Origin of the sequence: Vibrio sp. IB15, from assembly GCF_016406055.1 — a bacterium.
Taxonomy (GTDB): Bacteria; Pseudomonadota; Gammaproteobacteria; order Enterobacterales; family Vibrionaceae; genus Vibrio; species Vibrio chagasii.
Map to the genome: position 1 here is coordinate 55,860 of NZ_JAEFCE010000004.1, position 24,892 is coordinate 80,751.

Annotated in this window: 24 protein-coding genes and 1 tRNA gene; 11 read left to right on the top strand and 14 right to left on the bottom strand. The window is 44.2% G+C overall.

From position 1 onward, the window contains the following. Nucleotides 1–20: 20 nt before the first annotated feature. Nucleotides 21–905: an AraC family transcriptional regulator gene (locus JC606_RS02455; protein ID WP_105023580.1), complete on the bottom strand. Its 885-nt coding sequence runs from the start codon at nt 903–905 to the stop codon at nt 21–23. A 193-nt stretch (nt 906–1,098) separates the two neighbouring features. Here JC606_RS02455 and JC606_RS02460 point away from each other — a divergent pair, with 193 nt between their 5' ends. The 6 genes from JC606_RS02460 (at nt 1,099) to JC606_RS02485 (ending at nt 7,069) form a co-directional block, all read left to right on the top strand. Beyond that, complete coding sequence (locus tag JC606_RS02460) at nt 1,099–2,247, top strand: iron-containing alcohol dehydrogenase (RefSeq protein ID WP_198777792.1); 1,149 nt, start codon at nt 1,099–1,101, stop codon at nt 2,245–2,247. A gap of 234 nt (nt 2,248–2,481) precedes the next feature. Continuing rightward, nucleotides 2,482–3,228 (top strand): amino acid ABC transporter ATP-binding protein, encoded by a 747-nt coding sequence (locus JC606_RS02465; RefSeq protein WP_269819883.1) that lies wholly within the window; start codon nt 2,482–2,484, stop codon nt 3,226–3,228. Continuing rightward, entirely contained in the window at nt 3,228–4,025 is a 798-nt protein-coding gene (locus tag JC606_RS02470) for an amino acid ABC transporter permease (protein ID WP_102424764.1), read from the top strand. The genes JC606_RS02465 and JC606_RS02470 overlap by 1 nt, the downstream gene beginning before the upstream one ends. 12 nt (nt 4,026–4,037) lie before the next feature. After that, nucleotides 4,038–4,847, top strand: coding sequence for a transporter substrate-binding domain-containing protein (locus JC606_RS02475; RefSeq protein WP_102424765.1), 810 nt, complete (start codon nt 4,038–4,040; stop codon nt 4,845–4,847). A gap of 139 nt (nt 4,848–4,986) precedes the next feature. Further along, nucleotides 4,987–5,910, top strand: coding sequence for an amino acid ABC transporter permease (locus JC606_RS02480; protein ID WP_004737313.1), 924 nt, complete (start codon nt 4,987–4,989; stop codon nt 5,908–5,910). A gap of 214 nt (nt 5,911–6,124) precedes the next feature. Next, entirely contained in the window at nt 6,125–7,069 is a 945-nt protein-coding gene (locus JC606_RS02485; protein WP_198777794.1) for an ADP-ribosylglycohydrolase family protein, read from the top strand. 199 nt (nt 7,070–7,268) lie between these two features. Here the strand turns inward: JC606_RS02485 and JC606_RS02490 are convergent, their stop codons facing one another. Then, nucleotides 7,269–9,275: a TonB-dependent siderophore receptor gene (locus tag JC606_RS02490; protein ID WP_198777796.1), complete on the bottom strand. Its 2,007-nt coding sequence runs from the start codon at nt 9,273–9,275 to the stop codon at nt 7,269–7,271. Between the two features lie 20 nt (nt 9,276–9,295). Between JC606_RS02490 and JC606_RS02495 the strand changes: the two genes are divergently transcribed. Next, nucleotides 9,296–10,504: a helix-turn-helix domain-containing protein gene (locus JC606_RS02495; protein ID WP_198777797.1), complete on the top strand. Its 1,209-nt coding sequence runs from the start codon at nt 9,296–9,298 to the stop codon at nt 10,502–10,504. Here JC606_RS02495 and JC606_RS02500 read toward each other — a convergent pair. Continuing rightward, nucleotides 10,501–11,409, bottom strand: a complete 909-nt coding sequence (locus JC606_RS02500) for a LysR family transcriptional regulator (RefSeq protein WP_137408688.1) — start codon at nt 11,407–11,409, stop codon at nt 10,501–10,503. The genes JC606_RS02495 and JC606_RS02500 overlap by 4 nt on opposite strands. A gap of 101 nt (nt 11,410–11,510) precedes the next feature. Here JC606_RS02500 and JC606_RS02505 point away from each other — a divergent pair, with 101 nt between their 5' ends. Next, nucleotides 11,511–12,122 (top strand): LysE family translocator, encoded by a 612-nt coding sequence (locus JC606_RS02505; protein ID WP_198777799.1) that lies wholly within the window; start codon nt 11,511–11,513, stop codon nt 12,120–12,122. 102 nt (nt 12,123–12,224) lie between these two features. Further along, nucleotides 12,225–13,154: a VirK/YbjX family protein gene (locus JC606_RS02510; protein WP_198777801.1), complete on the top strand. Its 930-nt coding sequence runs from the start codon at nt 12,225–12,227 to the stop codon at nt 13,152–13,154. A gap of 193 nt (nt 13,155–13,347) precedes the next feature. On the opposite strand, the gene JC606_RS02515 is transcribed toward JC606_RS02510, so the two are convergent. The 5 genes from JC606_RS02515 to JC606_RS02535 all read right to left on the bottom strand — a co-directional run bounded on the left by JC606_RS02515 (nt 13,348) and on the right by JC606_RS02535 (nt 16,557). Continuing rightward, complete coding sequence (locus tag JC606_RS02515) at nt 13,348–13,779, bottom strand: GNAT family N-acetyltransferase (RefSeq protein ID WP_137408691.1); 432 nt, start codon at nt 13,777–13,779, stop codon at nt 13,348–13,350. 42 nt (nt 13,780–13,821) lie between these two features. After that, complete coding sequence (locus JC606_RS02520) at nt 13,822–14,316, bottom strand: GNAT family N-acetyltransferase (RefSeq protein WP_198777803.1); 495 nt, start codon at nt 14,314–14,316, stop codon at nt 13,822–13,824. Between the two features lie 45 nt (nt 14,317–14,361). Then, the gene (locus JC606_RS02525; RefSeq protein ID WP_198777883.1) at nt 14,362–14,784 is read right to left on the bottom strand and encodes an N-acetyltransferase; all 423 of its coding nucleotides are present in this window, start codon (nt 14,782–14,784) and stop codon (nt 14,362–14,364) included. 94 nt (nt 14,785–14,878) lie between these two features. Next, nucleotides 14,879–15,217 carry a zinc ribbon domain-containing protein YjdM gene (locus tag JC606_RS02530; protein ID WP_137408693.1) on the bottom strand — a complete coding sequence of 113 codons (339 nt, stop codon included), beginning with the start codon at nt 15,215–15,217 and terminating at the stop codon, nt 14,879–14,881. 176 nt (nt 15,218–15,393) lie between these two features. Beyond that, entirely contained in the window at nt 15,394–16,557 is a 1,164-nt protein-coding gene (locus JC606_RS02535) for a threonine/serine exporter family protein (RefSeq protein WP_137408694.1), read from the bottom strand. 522 nt (nt 16,558–17,079) lie between these two features. Here JC606_RS02535 and JC606_RS02540 point away from each other — a divergent pair. Then, nucleotides 17,080–17,154: transfer RNA gene (locus JC606_RS02540), tRNA-Gly, on the top strand. A gap of 218 nt (nt 17,155–17,372) precedes the next feature. Continuing rightward, a complete protein-coding gene (locus JC606_RS02545) occupies nt 17,373–17,630 on the top strand; it encodes a hypothetical protein (protein ID WP_102422966.1) in 258 nt (85 codons plus the stop codon). A gap of 185 nt (nt 17,631–17,815) precedes the next feature. Here JC606_RS02545 and JC606_RS02550 read toward each other — a convergent pair whose 3' ends face one another. The 6 genes from JC606_RS02550 to JC606_RS02575 form a co-directional block, all read right to left on the bottom strand. Continuing rightward, complete coding sequence (locus JC606_RS02550; protein ID WP_198777804.1) at nt 17,816–18,736, bottom strand: IS5 family transposase; 921 nt, start codon at nt 18,734–18,736, stop codon at nt 17,816–17,818. 121 nt (nt 18,737–18,857) lie between these two features. After that, nucleotides 18,858–19,547 carry a hypothetical protein gene (locus JC606_RS02555; protein ID WP_198777806.1) on the bottom strand — a complete coding sequence of 230 codons (690 nt, stop codon included), beginning with the start codon at nt 19,545–19,547 and terminating at the stop codon, nt 18,858–18,860. Beyond that, nucleotides 19,547–20,734 (bottom strand): OmpP1/FadL family transporter, encoded by a 1,188-nt coding sequence (locus tag JC606_RS02560; protein WP_198777808.1) that lies wholly within the window; start codon nt 20,732–20,734, stop codon nt 19,547–19,549. The genes JC606_RS02555 and JC606_RS02560 overlap by 1 nt, the downstream gene beginning before the upstream one ends. Before the next feature lie 93 nt (nt 20,735–20,827). Continuing rightward, nucleotides 20,828–21,640, bottom strand: a complete 813-nt coding sequence (locus JC606_RS02565) for a crotonase/enoyl-CoA hydratase family protein (protein WP_198777810.1) — start codon at nt 21,638–21,640, stop codon at nt 20,828–20,830. Nucleotides 21,641–21,866: 226 nt separating this feature from the next. Then, nucleotides 21,867–23,861: a Fe(3+)-hydroxamate ABC transporter permease FhuB gene (fhuB, locus tag JC606_RS02570; RefSeq protein ID WP_198777812.1), complete on the bottom strand. Its 1,995-nt coding sequence runs from the start codon at nt 23,859–23,861 to the stop codon at nt 21,867–21,869. Then, nucleotides 23,861–24,814 (bottom strand): iron-siderophore ABC transporter substrate-binding protein, encoded by a 954-nt coding sequence (locus tag JC606_RS02575; RefSeq protein WP_198777813.1) that lies wholly within the window; start codon nt 24,812–24,814, stop codon nt 23,861–23,863. Before JC606_RS02575 ends, fhuB begins: the two co-directional genes overlap by 1 nt. Between the last annotated feature and the right edge of the window lie 78 nt (nt 24,815–24,892).

Genomic DNA, 24,892 nt, shown 5'->3' on the forward strand with positions numbered 1-24,892 from the left:
GCCATTCGTATAAAGGAACACTAAACAGCTCGTGGAGTAGTATTGAAATGACGTTTAAATTCTCGGCTGAATTGAGATGGACTAGAATAACCAACTCGGCGTGCGGCATCACTGATACGTAGGCCTTCTAACTGGATTAGCTCCTTGGCTTTGTTAAGCCGAACCTTCTTCAAGTATTGGAGCGGTGATTCGAAAGTGACGTTGCGGAAAGCATTATGAAAAGCAGACACACTCATGTTCGCTTCGTCAGCTAGCGACTGAACAGTAATGGTTTGATCATACTCTTCATGCACTTTAGACAATGCTTTGGCGACGCGTGCGTAATGGCCATCATGATGGGCTAAATCAAACAGTACGCGGCCCTCAGAGCCTGTCAAAGCGCGATAAACAATCTCCGTCACCATTGCGTCACCCAAGATGTTGGCTTCGATATCGCAATGCAGTGTCTTCGCCAACCGAGTGAAACTCTCTAGCATCGCCGTTTCCATTCGAGTGGACTCTAAGCCACTCGAATTCTGTTTGTGCTTGTTACAATAACTCTCCAGAAAACCTTGCTCTTCGAGCTTTTTCACTAAGCTGTGCAAACGCTGAGAATCAATGTTGATCGACAAACCCAGTAACGGCTCACCATCAACTGGTAAAGCTTCACACTCCAATGGCATTGGCACCCCCACCACAAGGTAATCACCTGCCGCGTAAGTTACTGGCCTGTCGCCTATGTAGATATTCTTTTTACCCTGTCCAAGCATGATGATACCTGACTGGTAAGTGAATGGTTGGCGCTGATTCCCACCACTACTGCGATACAACCATACGCCCTCTATCTCTGTTTCTCTGATCCCTTCAAGATCATCCCAACCTTTGAGTTCAACGTAAGATTGCAGTAACTGAGCGAGTGTATTCATAACAGGTGGTGTTCCATTCAAAGGTTGATGTTAGTTTGCACAAAAGCCCAAAGAGAATATCAATTATGTAGAAATAGGCAATTAGTTTGGAGAAATTGACCTTCACCACCCTAATTCCGTGTACTAATATGCAAATATAGAAATTAAGCACTACAACAAAATAAAAATTTTAGCTTTACACAAGGAACTGACGATGCAATTTACCTATGTTAACCCTACTGTTATCCACTTCGGCCAAGGCCAAATCAACGCTATCAGCCAAGCCGTTGATACTTCAAAGAAAGTACTTGTCATCTACGGTGGCGGTTCAATCAAAAGCAACGGTGTTTACGACCAAGTAGTCGCATCTCTTAAAGATCACGCTTGGATTGAGTTTTCTGGTGTTGAAGCAAACCCAACTAAAGAAACATTAGACAAAGCAGTCGCTATCGTTAAAGAAGAAAACGTAGAATTCATTATCGCTGTTGGCGGTGGTTCGGTAATCGATGGTTCGAAATATGTTGCAGCAGCAGCGAAATACGACGGTGACGGTTGGGACATCCTAACAGGTAAGCACCAAGTAACCGAAGCGACGCCAATCGGTGCGGTACTGACGCTTCCTGCTACAGGCTCTGAATCAAACATGGGCGCAGTAATCACTCGTAAAGCAACTCAAGAGAAGCTGGCTTTCCTAAACCCTGCGGTACAGCCTAAGTTTGCAGTTATGGACCCAGATGTAATGAAGTCTCTACCAGAGCGCCAATTGGTGAATGGTCTGGTTGATGCTTGGGTTCACGTCTGTGAGCAATACATCACTATGCCTGCTAACGCGATGGTTCAAGACGGCTACGCAGAAACATTGCTGAAAAACCTTCTTGTACTGGGTAAACAATACGACGAGCGTGACAACGACGCATGGCGTGCAAACCTAATGTGGACAGCTAACCAAGCGCTAAACGGTCTTATTGGTACTGGTGTTCCTCAAGATTGGGCAACGCACATGATTGGTCATGAATTCACTGCATTATGGCATGTCGACCACGCACGTTCTCTAGCTATCGTTCAACCTTCACTACTTCGTAACCAGATTGAAGCGAAGCGCAATAAGCTAGAACAGATGGGTCGTAACGTATTTGGCCTAGAAACTGGCGCAGATTTAGCAGAGCGCACTATCGATGCTATCGAAGCCTTCTACCACAGCCTAGATGTAGCGACTATGTTTGATGGCTACGAGGCGGATAAAGCAAAAGCTATCGACAACGTGGTTGCACAACTAGAATCACATGGCTATTTACAACTTGGCGAGAACCAAGCGATTACACTAGAGAAAACTCGCGAGATTCTAGAGTCTGCGATCCATTAACGGTTAAAATTAAAGCAAAGAAATCAGGTTTCTAAATAAAATCGCGATAATTTAAAAATTTATGCAGCGAAACTGAACCAAATTCTTTGACCTTGCGTATACCCACAAGCAGCGTCCTCATCCGACGCTGCTTTTTATTTGCCCTACAAGATGCTATTAAATTCTCATAAGTGCCTAATTTTATGTGCAATCATATTTCTATATTGTTAAGGTAAACCTGTCTCTTTACTAGGTATGAACAACGATTTGAACAATCTTAAGGAAATGGTTAAGTTTAAGTCACTTAACAAGTGGTATGGTGATTTTCATGCCCTAAAAGATATCGATCTAAATATTGAACAGGGAGAGATTGTGGTGATTTGCGGACCATCTGGTTCTGGTAAATCCACTCTTATCCGCTGTATCAATCAGCTAGAACCGTTCGAAAGTGGCGAACTTTCCGTGTTAGAACAGTCGCTTCCCTGCAAGTTCAACACACCAGGCCAAGTTGGAATGGTGTTTCAGCACTTCCATTTATTCCCCCATCTTACTGTGCTCGAAAACTTGACTCTGTCTCCTATTCGTACGCTCAAAAAAAGCAAAGAAGAAGCAGAGAAAACCGCCATGCATTATCTCGAGTGTGTACACATCGCAGAGCAAGCGAATAAGTACCCGGCTCAACTTTCAGGCGGCCAACAACAACGTGTGGCAATTGCGCGCTCTCTTTGCATGAAGCCCGAACTACTGCTATTCGATGAACCGACATCAGCACTTGATCCGGAAATGATCAATGAAGTGCTTGATGTAATGGTCGAACTGGCAAGTGAAGGCATTACCATGGTGTGCGTGACACACGAAATGGGCTTTGCAAAACGCGTTGCCGACCGAGTCATCTTTATGGACGGAGGACAGATCGTAGAATCAAATACACCACAGAGTCTGTTCGAAAATCCTCAACACGAGCGTACTCAAGCGTTCCTAAATCAGATTCTGACTTACTGATGCTACTGAAAATAGTGAAACCCGCCCTCTCTGCCTTGGTACAAATTGTAGTGCTTGCGGCAGCCGTTGTTTGGATCCTCGATTCTGGTGCTCAGGCGATGGGATACAGCTGGCAATGGGATCGAGTACCTGACTACATCGCTTTCTATGAAGATGGTGAATGGTGGCCTGCAGAATTGATGGAAGGACTACTCGTTACCATCAATATCTCTCTGATTTCTTTAGTTGCAACGCTGGTGATTGGCTTAACCACTGCCCTATTACGTAATTCCAATTCAATTGTCGGTCGCACCCTCGCCACCAGCTATGTGGAATTGATTCGTAATACACCATTGTTGGTACAAATTTACCTGCTCTATTTTGTATTCGGCCCTGTAATCGGGCTGGATCGCTTTAGCACGGCTGTTTTAGCTTTGGCACTTTTCCAAGGGGCATACACCGCTGAGATATTTCGTGCCGGGTTAAATAGTATTTCTAAAGGACAGTTTGAAGCCGCTCAATCTTTGGGTTTATCAAAGACCTATACTTATTGGGATGTGATTCTTCCTCAAGTGGTACAACGCACGTTGCCACCTCTGACCAACGAAGTGATCTCCCTTATCAAAAACTCTTCGATTGTGAGTGTCATGGCTATTTTCGACCTAACAACCGAGGCCAGAAACATTGTTTCTGAAACTGCGATGCCATTTGAGATCTGGTTCTCTGTGGCAATCATTTATCTTGCACTTACACTTTCACTTTCTGCCGTTGCAGCTTGGCTTGAGCATAAGCTCGGAGCTAACTGGCGAACACAATAAGGATTTATCAGCATGAAGCTATTTAAAACCGCTATCACTGCTTTACTTGCGCTTGCCGTAAGTTTGCCTGCACTTGCGTCTGAAACGCCTAACTTAGACAAAATCAACGAGCGTGGCTCTCTACGTGTTGGCATGTCGACTTTTGTTCCTTGGGCAATGCGTAACAAACAAGGCGATCTTGTCGGCTTTGAAATCGATGTTGCAAAACGCCTTGCTGAGGATTCAGGCTGGAAAGTTGAATTTGTACCGACAGCATGGGATGGCATTATCCCTTCACTATTATCGAATAAGTTTGACGTAATCATTGGCGGTATGTCGATTACTGAAGCGCGCGCTAAGAGTGTTCTTTTTACTGAACCATATTCTCACTCTGGTGTTCAACTGGCGGCTAACAAAGAGCTAGCAGAAGGCTTCAGCAAGATTTCTGATTTCGACTCTCGTCGAGTGAAAATTGCAGCTCGTCGTGGCGCCTTCACAGTTCAAGTTGCTCGTGAAACCTTCCCGAAAGCGAAAGTACTTCAGTTCGATGACGACGCTCAAGCGTTCCAAGAAGTACTAAACGGCAATGCACACGCGGTTATCGCTTCTAGCCCTAAGCCAGAACACGAAGCAATCAAGAACGCTGACACGCTATTCATTCCATTTGATGAGCGTCTATCAAAAGGTAACGAAGCATTTGCTGTTCGCCTAGGTGAAACGGACAAAGCGGAGTTCTTCAACGAGTGGATCAAAGCTCGTACTGAAGACGGTTGGTTGAAAGAACGTTACGAGTACTGGTTCTCTACTCTAGATTGGCAAGATCAGATTGCTCAAGGTCAGTAATCGACGGTTAATTAGACGCTAAATAACCAATCAAGGCAGTACCTTGCTGGTACTGCCTTTTAAGAAGTACCCGAGATAGCTATAAATTCATAGCCCAGTCTCACAACACATTAATAATCATTGTTTAAACAGGAATGACGTGAGTAGTACTAGCGCATTATCAACGCCCAAGCCCAACCTTCACATGAAGCCTTGGTATCAACGCCTCAATCTCTTGGATGGTGTGTTATTTGCCATCATTTGTGCGTTTGCAGGTTGGCTTTATTATCGCTCTGCTGTCGGCATTAACTATCAGTGGCGATGGGAGGACGCGTTCACGCTGATCTTCATTCCACCTTCTCAAGGTAGCATCCCTTACTTCTTCCAAGGCCTAGTCGCAACACTACGTTTAAGTTTGTGGAGTATGGTGTTGGCCTTATCTTTCGGTACCCTGCTAGGGGTCGCAAGACACTCTAAGATCGCTCTATTTAAGACTCCAGCTCTGCTTTTCATCCAATTGGTTCGAAATATTCCACCACTGGTTTTTGTGTTTATCTTTTACTTTTTTGTCTCTAACCAGCTGATTCCTTTGCTTGGTTTAGAAACCCTTCTACGTGAACACAATGGCGATATTAACCAGCTGCAAGCCTTTCTATTTGGCCCAGCCAACCTTTGGGAAAACTTAGCTTCTGGGGTTATCTGTATTGGTCTACTCTCTTCGGCGTATATCGCTGAAGTGATTCGCGCTGGCTTGGAAAGCATTCCTAAAGGCCAATGGGAAGCGGCGGACTCACTTGGTTTATCCGTCTTCTCAAAATATCGATATGTGATAGGCCCACAGGTATTAACCGCGATTACACCACCTTTGGCTGGCCAAGCAATTTCGTTGGTAAAAGACACCTCGATTGTGTCTCTGATTTCGATTCAAGAAATGACCTTCGTTGGCACCGAGATGGCCAACTCATCCGGTTTGATCTTTGAAATCTGGCTGATTGTTGGCGCGGTTTACTTCGCATTATGTTTTACTCTCTCGCGTATTTTCAGAAAAATAGAGCAACGCTCAAGTGCTTATCTCAACCGCTAATTTGCACCTAGTCACCCTATTGTTTCTGCAGCATTTCAGTGACCTTTCTTACCCTAGCCTATAATTTTCATCAGCTTATCCTGATTGGTTTAACTCATTGACCAATCAGGATTAATCGTTTCAAAACTCTCGCCTAAAACACAGCAAACCCTTCATTTAAACACTATACTTTGAATACCAAACCCCATCGGATTCTCTCAAAGGTCAAACCAACATGGATAATCATAAAGAAAGAGCGTTTTATGCCGTTGTAGGCGCATTAGTGGGGGACGCTGCCTCTATGGGGCTGCATTGGTTATATGATCAAGAGAGGATCATACAGGTAGCGGGGTTTGAGCCTGAGTTTCGCTCACCAAACGAGTCCGATTATCAAGATAAAGGCTATTTTGCTCACCAAGGAAAATCCGCAGGCGACCAATCACAATACGGCGCTCAACTATTAGCGATGGTCGATAGCCTAGTCGACAATCAACACTACGATGAAGCAAGTTACATCAAGCATTTCCGCTTCTGGTTTGATTTCGGCGGCAGTTGGCAAGGTTACATAGATAAAGCAACGCGCATGAGCTTGCTGAACATACACCAACTGGAACTGGCCAATGCCCCCATCACAGCCTGTGGCGCTGATGACACGCAATTACCTGCTATTTCAAAAATCATCCCATTAGTGGCTTGTACTTATACTTCTCACACCTTACCAGCGATGGTCGAAAGCGCGGTTCGAGTGACTAATAACAACGACAAAGCCGTGGAGTGGGCGCAGGCTATTACCCTGCTGATTCAAGCCTCGATACAAGGTAATTCGCCATCACAATCGGTAGAGATGGTAAGACAGACCTGCAGCAAGTTTATACACGATCAAATCGATGAAGCATTGGCAGAGCCTGAACTTTCAATCACTGAGGCTGCAAAGAAATTTGGATTGCATTGTGAATTAGGCGCCGCGTTCCCACTGCTGATTCGCATCATTGCAGGTGCTCAAAGCTTTAAACAAGGTATTCGAGATAACATTTTATGTGGCGGTGATAGTTGTGGGCGTGCGATTGTGATTGGCGCGGTATTAGCAGCTTGTTTCTACGAAGAAGACGGTTCGATTCCAAAAGAGTGGCTGAAACAAGTCGAGCTCAATGGTGGTGTATTGTCTCTGCCCATTGAGTAATTTGTATTAAGCCCATGTAACCTTTCTAGTAATAAAAACTAAAGTGCCTGTCGATTCCTTGCTCGACAGGCGCTTTTCTTTCCACTATTCACTTCAACGAGTGGCTTAAACGGATAGCTTCAGTTTCGGGCAATAAACTTCGCGGATTCCTACGACCGCTAGTTTATCACTCTAACTGAACCTATTTCGTTCCTCGTGCCTAGAACTGATACGCGGCAGAAAGCTTGTAGTTACGGCCAGGTTCATAGTCATCTAGCGTAAAACCTCTCGCCGTACCTGAACGAGATGCGTGCGAGGTGTATTGCTCGTCAAACACGTTGTCGATACCAAAAGTAACAGACAGGCCATCGACCGTTGATGGCACCCATTGCGCATAAAGGTTATGAACATCGTACCCTTCTTTAATTGGCTGACCATCAAATACGTTATCTTCGTCTTTAACAAACATCGAGTTCCACCCAAAGATCGTTTCAAGCGCTTCAGACTGATAATCCAGAGTCAACGTGATGCTATCGCCCATATCAATACTGCGACCATTTCCACCCGCGACAGCGCCGCCTGTGTCTTTGTTTTTAGTATCTGAACGTGCATAAGAAAGTTTACTGTTAAACATCTCGTAGCCGTAAGACAAGCTTGCTTCAAAGCCTTTGATCTTCACGTCGCCTAAGTTGTAGATCAAGTAACTTTGGCTCGCACGCTGGTACTCTTCTGCAATGTAATCATCAATATTGGTTTGGAATACAGTTAGGTTCGCACCAACAAAGTGATCATCAATACGCTTGTCGAAACGCACGCCACCTTGTGTGTTCTGCCCTGTTTCAGCTTTGATATCATCCGCTAAGTATGCGGCATCTTGATACGCAATAAAGGTCTCCATCAACTCAGGGCCTTTAAATAACGAACGTGTGCTCGCAAACAGCGTCCAATCTTGTGTCATATCCCATTGCGTCGCTAGAGACCAAGTTACATCATCGAAATCGTCATTTCCTGTCTCTGCTTTACGCTGATAATCATCAAAGCGAATACCCGCTGTGATCGAAAAGGCTTGAGTAAAGTAGAACTGGTCTTCAACAAAAAGCGCGGTAGAAATGGCCGACTCATCCATAAACTTACTGCTGCCGTAATAACTGCTTGATGACTTGTCCATGTAATCAAAACCGTAAGTCGCAACATTATCAAACGACATCAAACGATAGTCCGATTGGAACTTAGCATTCACGCCAAAGTTCTGATTCTTTGCCGTGTTTTTAGACAAACGCTTCGATGGCCAGCGTGGTGCCATAACAGTTTCATCACGCTTAATTTCAGTTTGAGTGTTGTAAAGCGTCACGTCACCTTGATGAATATCGCCACGTAGCTCATAGCTTGCAGTGACGGTGTCACGATCGTAATCGGTCGGGATTAGAATATCGTTAGAAAGACCTTCATTCGCGCCACCCGACATATCCGGGCGTGGACTATAATCACCGCTATCGCGGTAGAGATCATAAGCGAGTTCAAATCGGTGCAAGTCGCTCGGTTCAAAGCCAATTTTACCAAGAATGTTATATACATCCCCTTCTGAACCAAAGGTCTCATTGCCGTCACCATCTTCAAAGTTATCACGGCTCATGTAGTGGCTATAGAGCATGGCATCAACGTTATCCGATAATAAGCCATACACAGTTAAAGAGCCTTGCTGACTTGCGTTAGTGGCATAACCGCCATAGACACGAGCTCCGAATCTTTCGTCGTAACGAAGCAGGTCTTTTGCATCTTTAGTTTCAAACAACACAGAGCCACCGAGTCCATTTTGCGTGACTGAGTTGTTACCTACTTGGATATCGGCCGATTTCAAAATGTCTGGGTTAAGCGTGAGGTTGCCAATATGGTGGAACATGTTGGCGTGCTGAGATGCGCCATCAAGTCGAATATCGAGGTCCGTTTCGCTCAAGCCACGAATCGTAATCCTTTGGTTCACCGAGTGCGTGCCGCCGACATCAACACCCGGAATCTCACGTAGTAGATCAGACATATGGTCAGCTTGCTTAAGTGACATATCGTCGGCAATGATCGATTCGGTGTTACTAGATACCTTCGTTCCCCACACCACCACTTCGTCAAAGTGCGATGTGTTCTCTTCTGCTATAACAGGGCTGCTAACCGCACTGGCTATGGCAATACAGAGGGCTGAAAGCTTGATTGTTGAGCTGACTGGGCTTTCCATAAATTCAATCCTAGATGTAAATGATAATAATTCGCAAATATGATAGGGTTGTAATTTATAAATGCACAGATGATTTGCTTATGCGAAAACGCATAGCTGTTATGAGGAAAGGTCAAATGGGTGAAGTAACGTCAGAGCAAACTAAACTTGCCGAAACGGCTGTGGCGAAAGCGAATGTGATAGCCAAAAAGTCTACATTTACCAAGAAGGTTGCTCTCACCAAAAAGCTAGAACAGACTGAAAAACAGATCATCGTGACACAAGGTCAAACTAAGCAGACTTCACTCGCTGAGGGGAAATTTCTTTCTTACCAATACAATGATCAGATTTTTGTGCATGGTGGCCGCTGTATTGAATTGGTCGACAGTAATATCGTATCTACAGCCCACTCCGCTATTTTGATTACGATTCTTCTCGAAGGAAAGCTGATCTTTGGCTACGACGATTTAGAGTTCGACCTCGATGCCAGCAATGGACCACAAGGCGTGGTCGTGAACTTAGCCAAACCAGCCAACTTCAGACGTTCTTTAATTCAAGGTAACAAAATGAATAAGATCAATATCTTGGTTAAGCCACAATGGATTAAAACTCGTTTGAGTGATCACTGTTCAAGTAAGTCATTCTTAGATACGCATAAGGCTTGTTACGATATTCAGGTCAACCCCGACATCATTCAACTCGCTAGCACGCTTACAAGCCAAGCGACACCAACCAACTTTCAGGACAAGCTTATGGTCGAGACACTGATTCAACAGTTACTGGCGCAAACCTTGTCTCAAATGCCGCTCCAATGTTGCCAAGAGTGCTCCACTGAAAATATAAACGTTAGCCAAAATAGCACGAATAAAAACAGTGGTTTTGCTGAAAACGATAGCCAAGTTAAGGCCGAAAAAGGGTTCGATAATAAGATAGAAGACATCATCAGCTACATTGAAATCAACCTGGATCAGCCGCTCAGCCTTGAAAGTATCGCGCGTCGGTTCTCAATGAGTGTCTCCAATTTACAGCGCCGCTTTAAGCAGTCTTACAACCTAACCATCAACGGCTATATTAGCCACCGACGCCTAGATATCGCACGTTTGCATTTAGAGCGAGGCTTAGTTTCAATCACCGAAGCGGCCTATGAAGCGGGCTATCAACATCCTTCAAACTTCACCAATGCGTTTAAGAAAGCGTTCGGTGTGCCACCCCATGAGCTTGCTAAACACTCGGCATCAAGAGTCAATTAGCTTTTGCCTTTAGGAGGCGTTGGTTCAATAGCTGGAACACACTGCGACAGCTCACTCTTCAGCCAAGTTACGAACAAGTGGCCTGAATCATCTTGATCGCTGTCTTGTGTGAGCAATATGTACTGATGACCAGAAGGTACAAAGCCAAACGGAGCGATCAAGTTGCCTCTTTCAATATCATCGGCGACAAGTGGGTAAGACCCAAGTGCAATCCCTAACCCATCAACAGCCGCCTGAAAGCAAAAGTAGAAGTGTGCGAATGTTTGGTTCATTGCTACTTGCGATAACACCTCACTGTCTACTGCGTCTTTTGTGATAGACATCCAATGCGCCCAAGCATTCAGTCGAGTACTGCTGTGTAATAGCTTTATATCTCCCAAGTTGTCCTTTATCTGTTGCCAGTATTCAGGAGAACAAACGGGACCAACCCACTCTTCTACTAATCGTGTCTGTTTATAGCTTTCGGTTAGCTTAAAATCATCCCGTCGAATTGCCATATCGAGCCCTGTCGCATCTAGATTCACAGCCCCACCAGCAGTCGACAAACGAACATCAATACCCGACTCGGCGTAAAAATCGCCTAAACGAGGCATCAACCAGCGCATGGTCAATGTTGGTTCGCACGACACTTCGAGCGCGTGGTTGTTCAGTTGGTTAAGCTTTGTTACGCCTGTATCCAACGCCTGAAACGCTTGCTCTGTGTAGCCTTTAAGCAACTCACCCTCTTTGGTCAAACACACATTGCGACCCTGCTTATAAAACAGAGTTTGTGACAAGTGGCTTTCTAACACCTTGATCTGTTTGCTCACCGCACCATGGGTAATGTTCAGCTTTTCTGCCGCTTCGCTATAACTCATCGAATGTGCGGCGACATGAAAAACATGAAATGCTTTAAGATGCCTCATATGTGATTTTTTCTCACAGTTTCGTGGATTTCATTTCGATTATAGGTAGCAAATAAAAACCATACAATGACGGCTCATCAAATAAGAGAGTTGGAGTATTTATGGAGTGGTTAAGCTTAGCGGTGTTGGGGCTATTAATTGTTATAAGCCCCGGTGCTGATTTCGTTTTAGTTCTGAAGAATAGCGTCAATCAAGGTAGGCAAGCCGGTATTTGGACAGCGTTAGGGGTAAGCCTAGCGATTTGTGTTCATATTCGTTATTCAATGCTAGGTATCAGTTACTTAATTTCACAGAATGAGCAACTTTTTGACATCATTCGATACGCAGGTGCCGCTTACCTTGTTTACTTAGGGATTAAAGGAATTATAAGCGCAGACAACAAACTTGCCCCTATGGAAGGAACGACGCAGAACATCAGTGTTTGGCGTTATTTAGCCCAAGGCTTTTTGTGTAACGTACTCAACCCTAAAACCATGTTGTTCTTCTTGAGTATCTTCAGCCAGGTCATTTCACCTGACGCTGAAAACCAACATATCGCACTCGGTTACGGGCTTTACATGATTGTCCTTCACGGCGTGTGGTTTGGAATTGTCGCAATGTTATTTACTTCGAAGACTTTGCAAAAACACTTGTTGAAAGCCAAGAAAAGGCTCAATCAAGCCTGCGGACTTGGCCTTTTAACATTCGGAGCATTGTTAGCAATAAAGTCATAAGCTCAAGTTTCACGATTTTTTCACTAACCCCTACTTATCATTTTATGGAGCATCGTTTTTTATTTTCAACGATGCTTTTTTGTTTTCTAAGTTGAGGTAAACGTGCAAAATTTTCATCAAATCGTTGAGCTTTCCAATGCTGTACACCCAAACACCAAAGGTTTAACCCGAATTAAGAAAAACCTGCGCTTTACACTATGGGGCGTTATGAACCCAAAGATCATTCGCAAAGTGCATCAGATTAAAGAGAAAAACAATCTCTCAAACCTTCTTGAGCAGAATCCTAAAATCTTTGAAAAGCCACTCAAACCATTCATCTGTATTGGCATCAAACCTAAAACACGTGCTTCGTTACTGTATTCTCACTTCGAACTTTTAGAACAAACATTTGGTCCAAATACAGTGCATCTGCACCTTTCTAACTTTGAGCTTCTTACCTTTTCAGATCGAAATGGAGATGAGTTTAGGATTGAGACTTTCTCGGGGGAGTCTCGTGAAGGCTCCTTGGGGATCAGACTCGTCGAAGCCAATACTGGGCTGACTATTTATTCGGTCACCTTCAATATCTCTGATAACAATGGGCAGCGCACCATGCACATCGGCTGCCTACAAGGCACGAACAAGCGCATCACTAGCAGCCAGGATAAGATCAAAGAACTAACCCGTTCCTTACACGGGTTAAGGCCAAAGTCACTGATGGTTGAGCTCGCAATTATGTTTGCGAATTACATGAAAGTTGATGAGATTCTAGCTGTTTCGAATAAAGGTCATATCTACCAAGCGATGCGCTATATCGGCTCAAAACGAGGGGCAATAACGTTTGATTACAACACACTATGGACTGAAAATGGCGCCACTTTGGTCGATAAACACTGGTTTTCTTTGCCCACTAAGCCTCTTCGTAAAGACACTGACACATTGAAAAAGACCAAACGCCGCTTGTACACAAAACGCTATGATTGGCTCAAGGAAACCGAAGAGCAGATTATTACACGGTTAAACGAAATTAAGTTCACTCCTAAGTTAAATTAAGCATTGATAGAAATGTCCAAATACACTTTTGAGCTATTCCTAATCTAGGTTAAAAGCACAACCTTTACTTATACACGGGTTCTGAAGCCAAATAACCATACATTGCATACTCCATTACGCTCGATCTGTTCTAAGTGTAATCACTTAATCATCAAGCATAGCGAGTCTTACAAGATTTTACGCTAGATGGGTGTTATTTGCGCCACATATACACAAACTGATCGTTTTGCGAGGTGATTTCAAAACCAAATCGGAGATACAACTCCCCAACTCGATTACCTTGCAAATAACACAGCTCTACTGGCTTATTAAGCTTTGAAGCGTTAGTTAAGCAATCAGTCAAAACTTGGCTTCCAATCCCCTTGCCATGATATTCAGGCAGCAAGAAAAATCGGCAAAAATAGAAGTGATCCCCTTTATCTTGCAGCAACACACTACCAATGGCTTTGCCTTTAAGTTCAATAATCTCGGGCCTTTCTTCTTCCCACTCTTCGGCGTGTATTTCTCGCTGGACTTGTTCATCCCAACCAAATACGGCTTTGATCGGTTCGAACTCAGCGGCCTTTTTAAGCTCGAACAGAAATTCATAATCTGATAGCTGAGCAGGCCTTGTTGAATACTTCAAAATATCTCCAAAAGTCACTAGGGCGTCTTGCTTCAATAAGGTTTATTTAGGGTCTAGTTGATATCGCAATACTTCGTGTTTGTCTTGCTCTGAATAAAATGTACTCAAGAACCGACCACCGCACTTCTCAATCACTCTCTTCGAAGCGATATTGCCACTTTCACAAGTAATGATAACGCTTTCTGTTAACGCGTGATGTTGTATCCAAGACAACATATAGCTAGCAACACCCCGCCCTCTCGCTTGGGGCAAAGTTTCATAGCCTATGTGTCCGATGACGTCATGGATGTAATCAGTTGTTCCATGGCGAACTCGAATCACACCAAGAATCTCGCCACAATCGATACAAAAATAAGTAGAAGCTGGAGTCCAACCTTCTGGCAAACCTTCACCTTTAGAATAAGCAACACGTCTTTTTAAATAGGCATCGCTACTATCAGAAATACCAGTGTAGATATCAAGCCCATCTTCAGCACAAGCATTCACATAATGATGAAAGGCTGTTGAATGCGATAAATCGGCTTTGACTATATCCATGTCGTTTTCACTCCTACTTAATGCTTGTCTGACTGTGCGCTGAGCCTAAGCTAAACGCATGAAGTATTCTTGATTGCCTGTATGTTCATCAACTTGTTCGCGAACAATTTCAAAACCTTGGGAAAGGTAAAACCCAATACTTGCTTGATTCTCTCGGTACACACTCAAAGACAAATTCGGGCACTGCAGCTTGGCATGTGTCATGAGTTGTTTGCCGATACCACATCCCTGATCTATTGGGCTCACAAAGATCGCAGCTAACACGCCCTCATGGAGCGAATAAAAACCACAAACTTGGCCACCGTTCAGATAGACATAGGTTTGTGACGCAGGAAGGTAAATATCACGCATATTGCCCACTTGTGACTTCCAAAACTCAGGCGCTATAAAATCATGTGCCTTGATGGAAGCCTCAAGCCAAATATCTAGAACGGCATCAGTGTAGGCTGTTCTGTATTCTCTAATCATTAACTTTTTACCTAATGTCATTAATCTTCTAGAAAGTATGCCGAGAAAGCTAAGTGAAGCATTGAACATTTGCGACAATCGCGCAAAACATAGATTACTGTTTTTTCACGTACTTCGCGGTTACTAACATTTCACCGCCAGCATCCAGTTTGCAATCTAGCTGGTGGTCTTTACCTTCGTTGATTCGTCGAATCACAGCTTTAGTACCGATTTTTAGCACGCTAGAACTGCCTTTTACTTTTAAATCTTTGATGAAGGTGACTTTGTCGCCAGTCTCTAACACAACGCCATTAACATCTTTCACTCGCGCAGCTTCTCTTTCCAAACGTTCTTCTTCTGGATTCCACTCATAAGCGCACTCAGGGCAGATTAAATTGTTTTGGTCTGGGTAAACATATTCAGACTGACATTGCGGACAAGGAGGTAAAGACATACGTTACTACTTCATTTAAATTTAATTTGTGTTCATCTTAATGACTCTTGCCATGGTTAGCGAGCATAAATCGGATCAATTGCATCAAGATGAGTGGTGATAAGAAAGAGCGGCTCCAAAACGAAAAAACACAGCAAAAGCTGTGTTTGTTTAAAGGGTCCGAGGGATAAGGCGGCTTAACGTTCAACTTTAGGCGAGTAAATGGAATACGCCGTGATTTGACCAGCGACGATCGCCGAGAACATAAACAGCGCAGATAAACCGATGCTCGGAATCGGCAAAATAGATTGCTCAAATACTGATTGACTGGCACTCACTAGAACACGGCTACCCGGAACTAAGATAATGATTCCTTGTACAATATAGATAGCGCCAGTTAAATCCATTTTCTTCGCAATCCAAGTACCGTATAAAGTGATCAATACTGTCGTTACCCAAGTACCCACTACCCAGCCACTATCAAAACCTAGATAAAATGGTCCCCACATCCCCAATACTGCAACTGGCAACCCTAACAAAATATCCATAGGTCTTGCATTGAACATTACACCCAATGATGCAGAGATGAGCACTAATCCAGAAATATGCATCCAAGTCGGCACAGCATTGGTGTAATCAATGGATACCGCTTGCCCCCACACAGCCTCACCAATATTGAGCCCCATGATGATGCCGACAAACAGTTTTATCAGTGTTAAGGCACTCTGACCTAGTAAACTAGTACCAGAGACTAAATCGTTAAAAGCCAAACACTCTAATGCATTGGCTATAGATAATCCGGGGACAAACAAAACGATCGAGGCAATACACAACGCCCATACCGGAATTGGTAGCCCTGTACTTGCCAAGAATGCTACAGCAATACCGGTTAATAGTGCAGAGATGAATTCAACCGCAATCGCGCGGCGTGAATGAAGAATTTGCTGACATACCCAAACCATCAAGCCAAGTAGCGCAGAGAAGCCTACAGCTTCCAAAGTACTGCCGACCAGCATTAGATACGCAGGTGGAATCCCCATATTAGCCAGTGCAATAACCCATTTAGAGTAACCCACTGGCTCTGGGACTGGTTCACTGCTTGGTTGATTAATACGAATGATGGTATTTGCCAACAAACTCAGGTTGATTGAGGCTGGCTTTAGACGTTTGAGAATAACGGCATTGTTATCGTCTGGAAATTGATAATTAATCGCGGTCGGTGTTGCTTGAATCATTACCTCTACACCATGCTTTTTTGCATAATACTGTGTATATTTTTCAAGCTTATAAGGGGCACAGCCACTGCGGTGAAGTGTATCGCCAATTTCAACTATTTTGTTAATTCGGTACTGAGAAGGCATGGGTATTTTAGGGAAACAAAATGTGCGGCAAATGTACCAGACGATAGATGGAATGACGAGTTTTTTGCGCAATTTATCAACGAGATTCGTTACTTTTTTCTCCGAACACTGAAAAGTACGAATGACTCTACTTATTTAGAATTAAGCCTATGAATAATAAGAATTGTTCAAAATTTAAATCTATGCATCCATATTGTTATAAACAGACCGTTAAGTCTGCTCAAAAGCCCCGCGTGTGTTAACGAGGTTATTCATAAAATTCAGGTCAAATACAGAACAAAGACCAAACAATGCGGCGGTTTATATAGCAAGGTTAAAATTCATCCAAAGCTAGCGGTAGTCATAACATTTAAGCACAGAGCGCTTAACGAGAGTTTAGTCACACTTTATGCAACCACAAAACACCAGACGTGATTGAAAAACTAGCGGAGTGGTGGTTATGCGAGCACTTAGAATAAAAATGGAAGAAAAAGGTTTCGTTTTCAGTTAGATGTGGCATTATCAAACTCGTTAAGACGATGTGCGTGCATCGTATAATGGCTATTACCTCAGCCTTCCAAGCTGATGATGCGGGTTCGATTCCCGCTGCACGCTCCAACTCAAGTTCATCGTTTATCCCCTCAGATCGAACTCAATCTTCAAAGATCATTTTCACACTTTGAAGTAGTACGCTAACTACTTAAATTATCTTTAATTTCCCCTTTACTACTCTTACTGTCTCTCAGAATTGTTCTAGTTTTATAATCTCGGTCAATGTTCGAATCCTTCGTTGTGTTAATGTGCGCTCAACTGGAAACAACCATAAAATAATAAAAATGTTTAAAAGCAATGAGTTAACTATCAATATTGAGACAATCAATATCGCCCTGTCCAAAGTCGAAAACGCGAACAAAATTCAACTTAATACGTTGAAAGGTTATGTGAGCAGTGAGCCTGAGCAAGCTATTCTTGCGTTTCGTTCTTTGAGTGAAGTGGAGTCTATCGACGACAAGCTGAAAAGAATCATGTCAGAGCTCCCTCATCTAAGTGGCGAGGCGCAACACCTACTGGAAACATCGATTCTTTTACAGTGATGAGCAAGAAAGATAAGTCTTAGCTAACGAATGAGTATGAGTTAAGACTTATCTTTGATTTCTTAGCCTTGATTGAATTTCTAATTAAACAAAGAGCTAATGATTAACGTCTAAAGCGTTACACTTTTCACGGCTTTGTTGCGTAATTCGGACAGAAAACCAAACCGCCCGAAATTGAGTGATTATTAAACAACATACTGAGTTTCAGGCATACCAAGCCCTGTAAGCTTGTTCAGCGCTTTAATCATGGCGTAAGTCTCACCCACTTGAGCGTTGTAGTTCCTCAGGCTTAATTTCCCACCTAACAACTGTTTCACTCGATACATTGCTGTCTCTGATAGCGAGCGCTTATGATAGCCATAACGCTTTTTCCACTTCTTGTTGGAGCCGTAGAGCTTCTGACAACCTAATGCTAAATTGCGAGGATGTCCTTGCTCCCAGAAGGCTGCCCCTTCTCGTGGCGGGATAAGCGGAACCGCTCGCTTTATCCGTATGGCATCATGGCAGTTCCTTGTGTCATAAGCGCCATCACCTGATATTTCAATGATTTTACGACGTGTCTGCTTGAGTAAGTTGGGGAGCACTTCGGCATCGGTTACGTTAGATAAGCTCAGCTCTGCTGCGACTATTTCGTGGGTGCTTGTATCTACTGCGATATGCAGCTTACGCCGGACTCTGCGCTTCCCATCAGTACCATGCTTCTTGACCTTCCATTCACCTTCGCCATAAACCTTGAGGCCAGTGGCATCAATTGCCAGATGTTGTATTGCTCCTCTGGTTTTGGGTTTAAATGAAACCTCAACTTCCTTAGCTCGGCGGCTTATACAGGTGTAGTGTGGGCAAACAAGTGGGATGTTAGCCAGCTTAAATACGGAGTCTAGAAATCCTTGCAGCGCTCTCAACGGCATAGAGAAAACGCGTTTCACCATCAGTGCAGTAGTAATGGCTAAGTCGCTGAATTGGCGAGGTCTACCACGCTTACCTTGTTTGTTTTGATTCCACTCGGCTATCGCTTCCTCATCAATCCAAAAGATCAGGGAACCACGGTTTATTAAGGCTTTGTTGTACAGCTTCCAGTTAGTTGTTTTGTAACGAGGTTTCGGCATAAGGCTACGACGATTGATGGGTGTAGCCGATCAGATCGTAACTTCCTGATTTAGTTCCATCGAATTACGCAACAAAGCCCCTACACTCAGTTCTTTTATCTAAGATGATATGTGAGAATAACTATTTGAATTCATAGGTGTAAGAAGCGCCAACACTGTTATTTTCACCGAAGTCATCCTCAGCAAAGATAGTGAAGAAGTTGAATGATTGAGCATCACTCAACTTGTAGCTCGCGCCGACACCAGCCCAATACCCTGAATAATCATCAGAGCCCATTGAACCACCACCGAAACCCATGATAGACCACTCATCCGTAATCGTTTTTAAGCCAAACGCGCCAATGTAACCACCGTGTGTTGCACTCGGCATCAATACATAGTCAGAGCCAACGTTATCATCATCGAAAACCGCTACTTCGCCATCATTATAACTGTAGCCCGCCATAGGGAAGATTTGCCAACCGAACGGCTCAATGTCGAAATAACTCAGTGGTATAAACGTACCAATACTGTAGTTGTTCTTATAAGCATCGTTGTCGTATTCAGAGCGGCTAAAGTTGAAATTGACGATCCCCATAGGCAACAACCATGAACCGCCTACTCGCCACTCTTCGCCATCAGCGTTAATACGAGCATTGATCATTCGTGCTTCATCTAACCCAATAGACCCAGAGAACTGCAGATCTTCGTTATAAGCAACGCCAGCTTTGGTTACGATCTTAGTCGAGTCATCTGGGTGCTTCTCTTCAGCCAAAGCACCCATCGAACCAAGCATTGCCGCAGCAACAAGTAATAGATTACGTAATGTCATTAGAAGGTCGCACTAACGCCAACAAAGTGGATACGGCCATCGAATGAGCCGTTTAGCAAAGTATTACCTTTTGGTCCACTTCGGTTCATATCAACTGAACCCAAATCTGCGTACTCATAGAACACGTCGATCAAGATATCATCCCAATAGATTGAAGCACCTACCGAGTAGCGATACTGTTCACCAACAGGTAAGTCAACATACTGCAATGTTGGGTCATCTTGTGGTGAAGTTTCGTAAGAGAAGCCTGCTTTTAAGCGCCAGTCTGAGTTAAGCTGGTAATCTGCACCAACTGCAAACTTCCATACATCGTCCCAATCGCGGACTAGGGTTTGATTAATTGGGATACCACCATTTTGGTTTGTACCTAGATCTAAAACAGTACTGTCCCATTGGCTCCATCGGTGAAATTGCACGCTAGCTAATAGATCAAGCTGAGAGTTAAACGCATAGCTCAAACTCGCATCAACAATTTCAGGTACATCAATACCAGTATTTAATGAACGCTGGCCACCGGTAAAAACGTTTACATCATTGTTAAATTCATGCTCCAGTTTAGAGCGGTAACTTGCTCCCAACTTAAGCTTGTCTGTTGGTGTGTACATTACACCGAGGTTATAGCCATAAGCCCAATCAGTGTCTTGCTTAGCAGTAAAAAGAGAAGATGATTGCTGTAATGCAGCCCAACTTAGTTGTACACCTGCCCCAACCGACCACTGGTCATTCAGTTGGTAACTCAGTGATGGATTAACTTGCATCGCAGTAAGCGTAATCTCTTGAAGTAAAAGACGACCTGCCCATTCGTTACCGTAATCAACGCTAGAGCCCCCTACTGCGCCAAGTGCAATACCAAGGTGTAACTTGTCAGTGACTTGATGAGCGTGGAATGCGCCAAATGAAGGCATCACTGAGTGAGCTTTACCATCTTGCTTGTCACCGTTATCTTGATATTTCATCTCAAGATCGAAAGCCATGGTGTTGATGGTCGTCTTACTTTCGCCCATGTGAGACATCGTGGCAGGGTTTGTCCACATCGCCGCTGCAGATCGAGTGTAAACACCGTCGCCAGCACCAGTAGTACCAGCGTTGGCAACGACAGCTTCTTGCAAAAATAGGCCACTTGCAAACGCATTTAAGCTAGTTAGGATAGCGGTGGCAGCTAGAGAGTAGGTAAAAGTTTTGTTCATCAGGATGCTCATTTAGCCTTAGACATAAAATTGCTCTAAGGTTGCCGCAATGCCCTATAAACAAAGGGAATATCGATTATTCCTGTACAAACGCTATTTGAACTTTCTCGCTAAGTAGGGGCGTGGTTTATCAGGATGAATTTCACGCTGTGCTGCTATCGCTCTGTTCTTGCCTAAAGCGAATTTGATTTGGTGCCAAGTCTCGTAGAATAACGCCACACCCGGGCTTGACCACCAAGTCTTGTTGTAGAGTTTCTTATTAGCAGCGACAACATCTGGTGACCAATTCGCGCACTCAAGTGCCAAGGCATAGGCTTCAGCGTAGGGGTCTTCAGCAATCTTGGTCACCAACCCATATCCTTTCGCGGTTTCACAGTCGATCACTTTGGCCGTCATCGCCATTTCTAAGGTGTGATCTTTACGCATCAGCTCTCTAAATGCGATAGCGCCTCCCATGTCTGGAATTAGCCCCCACTTTGCTTCCAGTATCGAGAAGTTCGCATCAGGGCTAGCAATTCTAAAGTCACCGCCACTGACCAATTGCAGACCGCCTCCCCAACACCGACCATGAATCGCAAAAATGACAGGGCATGGAATGTCTCGCCAACCCAATGAAAAGCGTTGTGCGGAGTTTGGTAATGTTGGTAACCATTTGAACAATAGCTTCATCGCGCCAGATTTACTGGTCAGCAAAGACTTCACATCAAGCCCTGAACAAAAATCAGGTCCCTCGCCCTTCACTATTACAGCTCTAATCTCGGTGTTCTTTTTCAACTTATTGACCATGTTATTCACACCTTGGAACATTGCCATATCAATAGCATTCAGCTTATCGGGTCGATTCAACACAACCGTCGCAATTTGGTTTTCATCGATAGAACAAGTAATACGATCGAGGTTTGGCATGGTGGCTACCTTATGAGTGGTCAGACCTTTAGGTTATACATTTTATTAACATATGCCAAACTTGCACATTAAGAAGCGAGACCTGTGTTGCTTAACTCCTCCCCCCCTTTACACAAACGACACAAACAAAAAAGCAGTGATGGATCGCCCCACTCACTGCTTTTTTATTCATAGCTTTGATTGCCAGTAGCTTTGAATACCAGTGGCTTTAGGTCATGAGCAAAAGCTATGTTGTTCGAGATTTCAGTAACAAAAAAATGAAATAACTGCCACCAATAATGGAAACCAACGTCCCTGCCGCAAGTTGCGCTGGGAACACCACCACTTGCCCTAACCAATCAGCAAATAACATCAATGCCGCACCAATCAAAAACGATAAGATGATCTGTTCACGAACCAAGCGAGCCCCCACCATCGCCGCAATATGTGGAGCCAGTAGACCAACAAAAGCGACCGGCCCCATGGTGGTTGTGACCATCGAACATAAAATCGCGACAATACACAATAGAGCCACATAGGCGATGTTGATGTTCAGCCCTCTTGCACTTGCAAACTGACGGCCAGTCGCAATTAATGTCACCCAACGACTCAACAGTAAAGCTACGCCAATACAAACGGTGATCACGATAGCCAGTATCATTGCAGCTTCAGGTTCAACACGATACGTAGAACCTGCTAACCAAGCCAATAATGTGTATTTCCCCTCACCCACTCGCGTTAAAGAGAATTGCACCAAAGCTTCCAAAACTGCGGTCAACGAAATACCAGTGAGGATCAAGATCGATGGCGCAAACTGATGTTTCTTACCAAGGAATAGCAATATACAGAGTGCAATCGCGCTGCCTAAGAAAGCAATCCAAGGACTCAATGAGTGAATCGAATAACCCATGAATAAGCTACTGAAAATCAACGCCAGAACCGCACCTGCCGACACACCCAGAATGTCCGGGCTTGCGAGCGGGTTGTAGACCAATCTTTGTAAAATCACACCCGCCACTGCTAGGCCGCCACCAGCGAATATTGCGGTTAATATTCTCGGCCAGCGAATCGACCATTCAAATGCGTCTGGGATAACAAAATAGCCCATATCAGAAGATGGCTGTGTCAGCGTGCTTAACACCAACAAACCAAAGATCATCGAGCCCAACAAGAAATAAGCCAAAGGTGAAATAGACCTCGGCCCTTTAGGCATCGAGAAAAACATTTGATCTTGGGCAGACATTTGTTTGCGAGCAATAATGATCAAAGCTGGAGCACCAACCACCGCGGTTGCCGTTCCTGTTGGAATCATATCCAAAGACCATTGCGCCAAGAAAATCGCCAAGCTGTCGGTCACACAAAGCAACAGTGCACCTAACACGCAGCTTGCGATGAGTTCAGATTTCGCCTTTAAAAAGCCCAAATGTCTCGCGATGTTTGGCGCAATCAATCCAATAAAACTGATCACACCCACCGAGGTAATCGACACGGAAACCAGCCAAACGCCGATTGCCATTAACACAAAGAAGGTCGTACCTATGTTAAGACCACGCGCAGCAGCCCCTTCTGTACCAATTGAAAGCAGAGTCAAAACTCTTGGAGCCAACAGGAAAATAGCAAAGATTGGCAGTAACTTAGGCATCAGCCAAAGCACTTGCTCCCAGCCATTCTGCCCGAGATCACCCGCTCCCCATACAAACAGGTTCTGCGCGTACTGGTCGTTAAGCAAAATAATCGCAGTCGCGAATGCGCCTAACAGTAAGTTAACCGCCATGCCCGCCAAAACAATCGGTAAACCGCTCATGTTTTTGATGCCAACAATCGAAACAATCAGACCCATTGCAAGCAGCGCGCCTATCAGCGCAAACCAAACCGAATATTGAGCAACCAACATCGGCGCGACCACATTCAGAATGACCAGACCAAGCCATGCCCCTGATGATGTACCGAGTGTAAGGGGAGACATCATGCGGTTTTGCGTTAACTGTTGGAACAAACTACCTATGGTGCCGAGTGTTCCACCAACCAGAATCGCCATCACTAAACGAGGTAAGTTGACATAGATTAATGCCATCAACTCGAATGAATCATCGACCATTTTATTGAATGTAACGATGTCACTGATCTGTGAGGCTTGCTGGAGCAACTCACCAATAGGGCCAAATTCAGACTGACCTAACCATAAATGAATAAGGGCGGCGATAAATAACGGCGCTCCCATCATCAAACCACTGGATTTCATTACTGCTCCGCTAGCGTCAACAACGATTGCGCCATAGCTTCTGCGTTATACAAAATAGACATAGCACCGCCGTAGCTCCAACTTGCTGCTACAGGGCTAAATTGACCATCGCGAACAAAGGGCATGCTCTTCCAAACCGGAGAGCGATCTAACTTGTCTTGATATGGGAAAGGTTCAAAGTATAGCGCAATGCCACCCTTAACGTTCTTAAGCTCAGTCATACGCTTTTGACTGATGCCCCACTGACTCACAGGAAGATTCATCGCATTTTCGAAGCCTAGCTGCTCAAGCGCATATTGAGGAATCGAGTTATCACCGTAAATGTATACCGAAGTGGTACTCGCAAAACGGAAAGAGGTCACTTTCGGTTTGTCTCCCGGATACGCTTTATCTAGTTCAGCCTTAAGAACATCAAGACGCGCATCCATCGCAGCGAGTTTCTTGTTCGCTTGTTCTTCTTTACCAAGCAATTGGCCTATCTTCTTGAAGTTCTCAATAGCAGCTTCAGCATTACTGTGCTGTTCACTGTATGTTTGGTAGTAAAGCACGGGGGCGATTTCAGAAAGTCGTTCCTGAAGATCTTTCTGGGGTGACGCGATAAGAATCACATCTGGGTTGAGCTTCTTAAGTGCAGAAAAGTTAGGTTCAGTTCGAGTACCAATATCCGCCACGCCTTCTGGTATCGCAGGTTGCACAACCCAATCGCTATACCCTGCAATATCAGGTACTGCGACGGGTGTTACACCGAGTTCAATCACTTGTTCAGCAATGTCCCAGTTCAATGCGGCCACTCTAACGGGTTGAGCTTCAAGGGTTTTATCCCCCTCGCTGTCTTCAACTTGGTAATTAGCCATTGCATTAAACGATAAAGCACTCGCTAACATCGTTAGAACGAGCCTTGTATTCAAGTTTTTTGCTTTAGAAAAATGAGAAGCTATTGGTTTTAAGCTCATATATTTGCCTACTTAATCTAAATTCGATATTTGCTACAAACGACAAAAGCAGCCCAGGAAAGGCTGCTTTAAAATTAG

Bases quoted from the DNA above. Each gene is read 5' to 3' on its own strand.
- JC606_RS02555 (WP_198777806.1), bottom strand. From the start codon at position 19,547: ATGACATTACGTAATCTATTACTTGTTGCTGCGGCAATGCTTGGTTCG.
- JC606_RS02495 (WP_198777797.1), top strand. From the start codon at position 9,296: ATGATAATAATTCGCAAATATGATAGGGTTGTAATTTATAAATGCACA.
- JC606_RS02565 (WP_198777810.1), bottom strand. From the start codon at position 21,640: ATGCCAAACCTCGATCGTATTACTTGTTCTATCGATGAAAACCAAATT.
- JC606_RS02505 (WP_198777799.1), top strand. From the start codon at position 11,511: ATGGAGTGGTTAAGCTTAGCGGTGTTGGGGCTATTAATTGTTATAAGC.
- JC606_RS02525 (WP_198777883.1), bottom strand. From the start codon at position 14,784: ATGATTAGAGAATACAGAACAGCCTACACTGATGCCGTTCTAGATATT.
- JC606_RS02500 (WP_137408688.1), bottom strand. From the start codon at position 11,409: ATGAGGCATCTTAAAGCATTTCATGTTTTTCATGTCGCCGCACATTCG.
- JC606_RS02530 (WP_137408693.1), bottom strand. From the start codon at position 15,217: ATGTCTTTACCTCCTTGTCCGCAATGTCAGTCTGAATATGTTTACCCA.
- JC606_RS02560 (WP_198777808.1), bottom strand. From the start codon at position 20,734: ATGAACAAAACTTTTACCTACTCTCTAGCTGCCACCGCTATCCTAACT.
- JC606_RS02550 (WP_198777804.1), bottom strand. From the start codon at position 18,736: ATGCCGAAACCTCGTTACAAAACAACTAACTGGAAGCTGTACAACAAA.
- JC606_RS02575 (WP_198777813.1), bottom strand. From the start codon at position 24,814: ATGAGCTTAAAACCAATAGCTTCTCATTTTTCTAAAGCAAAAAACTTG.
- JC606_RS02470 (WP_102424764.1), top strand. From the start codon at position 3,228: ATGCTACTGAAAATAGTGAAACCCGCCCTCTCTGCCTTGGTACAAATT.
- JC606_RS02535 (WP_137408694.1), bottom strand. From the start codon at position 16,557: ATGCCTTCTCAGTACCGAATTAACAAAATAGTTGAAATTGGCGATACA.
- JC606_RS02485 (WP_198777794.1), top strand. From the start codon at position 6,125: ATGGATAATCATAAAGAAAGAGCGTTTTATGCCGTTGTAGGCGCATTA.
- JC606_RS02465 (WP_269819883.1), top strand. From the start codon at position 2,482: ATGAACAACGATTTGAACAATCTTAAGGAAATGGTTAAGTTTAAGTCA.
- JC606_RS02455 (WP_105023580.1), bottom strand. From the start codon at position 905: ATGAATACACTCGCTCAGTTACTGCAATCTTACGTTGAACTCAAAGGT.
- JC606_RS02460 (WP_198777792.1), top strand. From the start codon at position 1,099: ATGCAATTTACCTATGTTAACCCTACTGTTATCCACTTCGGCCAAGGC.
- JC606_RS02520 (WP_198777803.1), bottom strand. From the start codon at position 14,316: ATGGATATAGTCAAAGCCGATTTATCGCATTCAACAGCCTTTCATCAT.
- JC606_RS02490 (WP_198777796.1), bottom strand. From the start codon at position 9,275: ATGGAAAGCCCAGTCAGCTCAACAATCAAGCTTTCAGCCCTCTGTATT.
- fhuB (WP_198777812.1), bottom strand. From the start codon at position 23,861: ATGAAATCCAGTGGTTTGATGATGGGAGCGCCGTTATTTATCGCCGCC.
- JC606_RS02545 (WP_102422966.1), top strand. From the start codon at position 17,373: ATGTTTAAAAGCAATGAGTTAACTATCAATATTGAGACAATCAATATC.
- JC606_RS02475 (WP_102424765.1), top strand. From the start codon at position 4,038: ATGAAGCTATTTAAAACCGCTATCACTGCTTTACTTGCGCTTGCCGTA.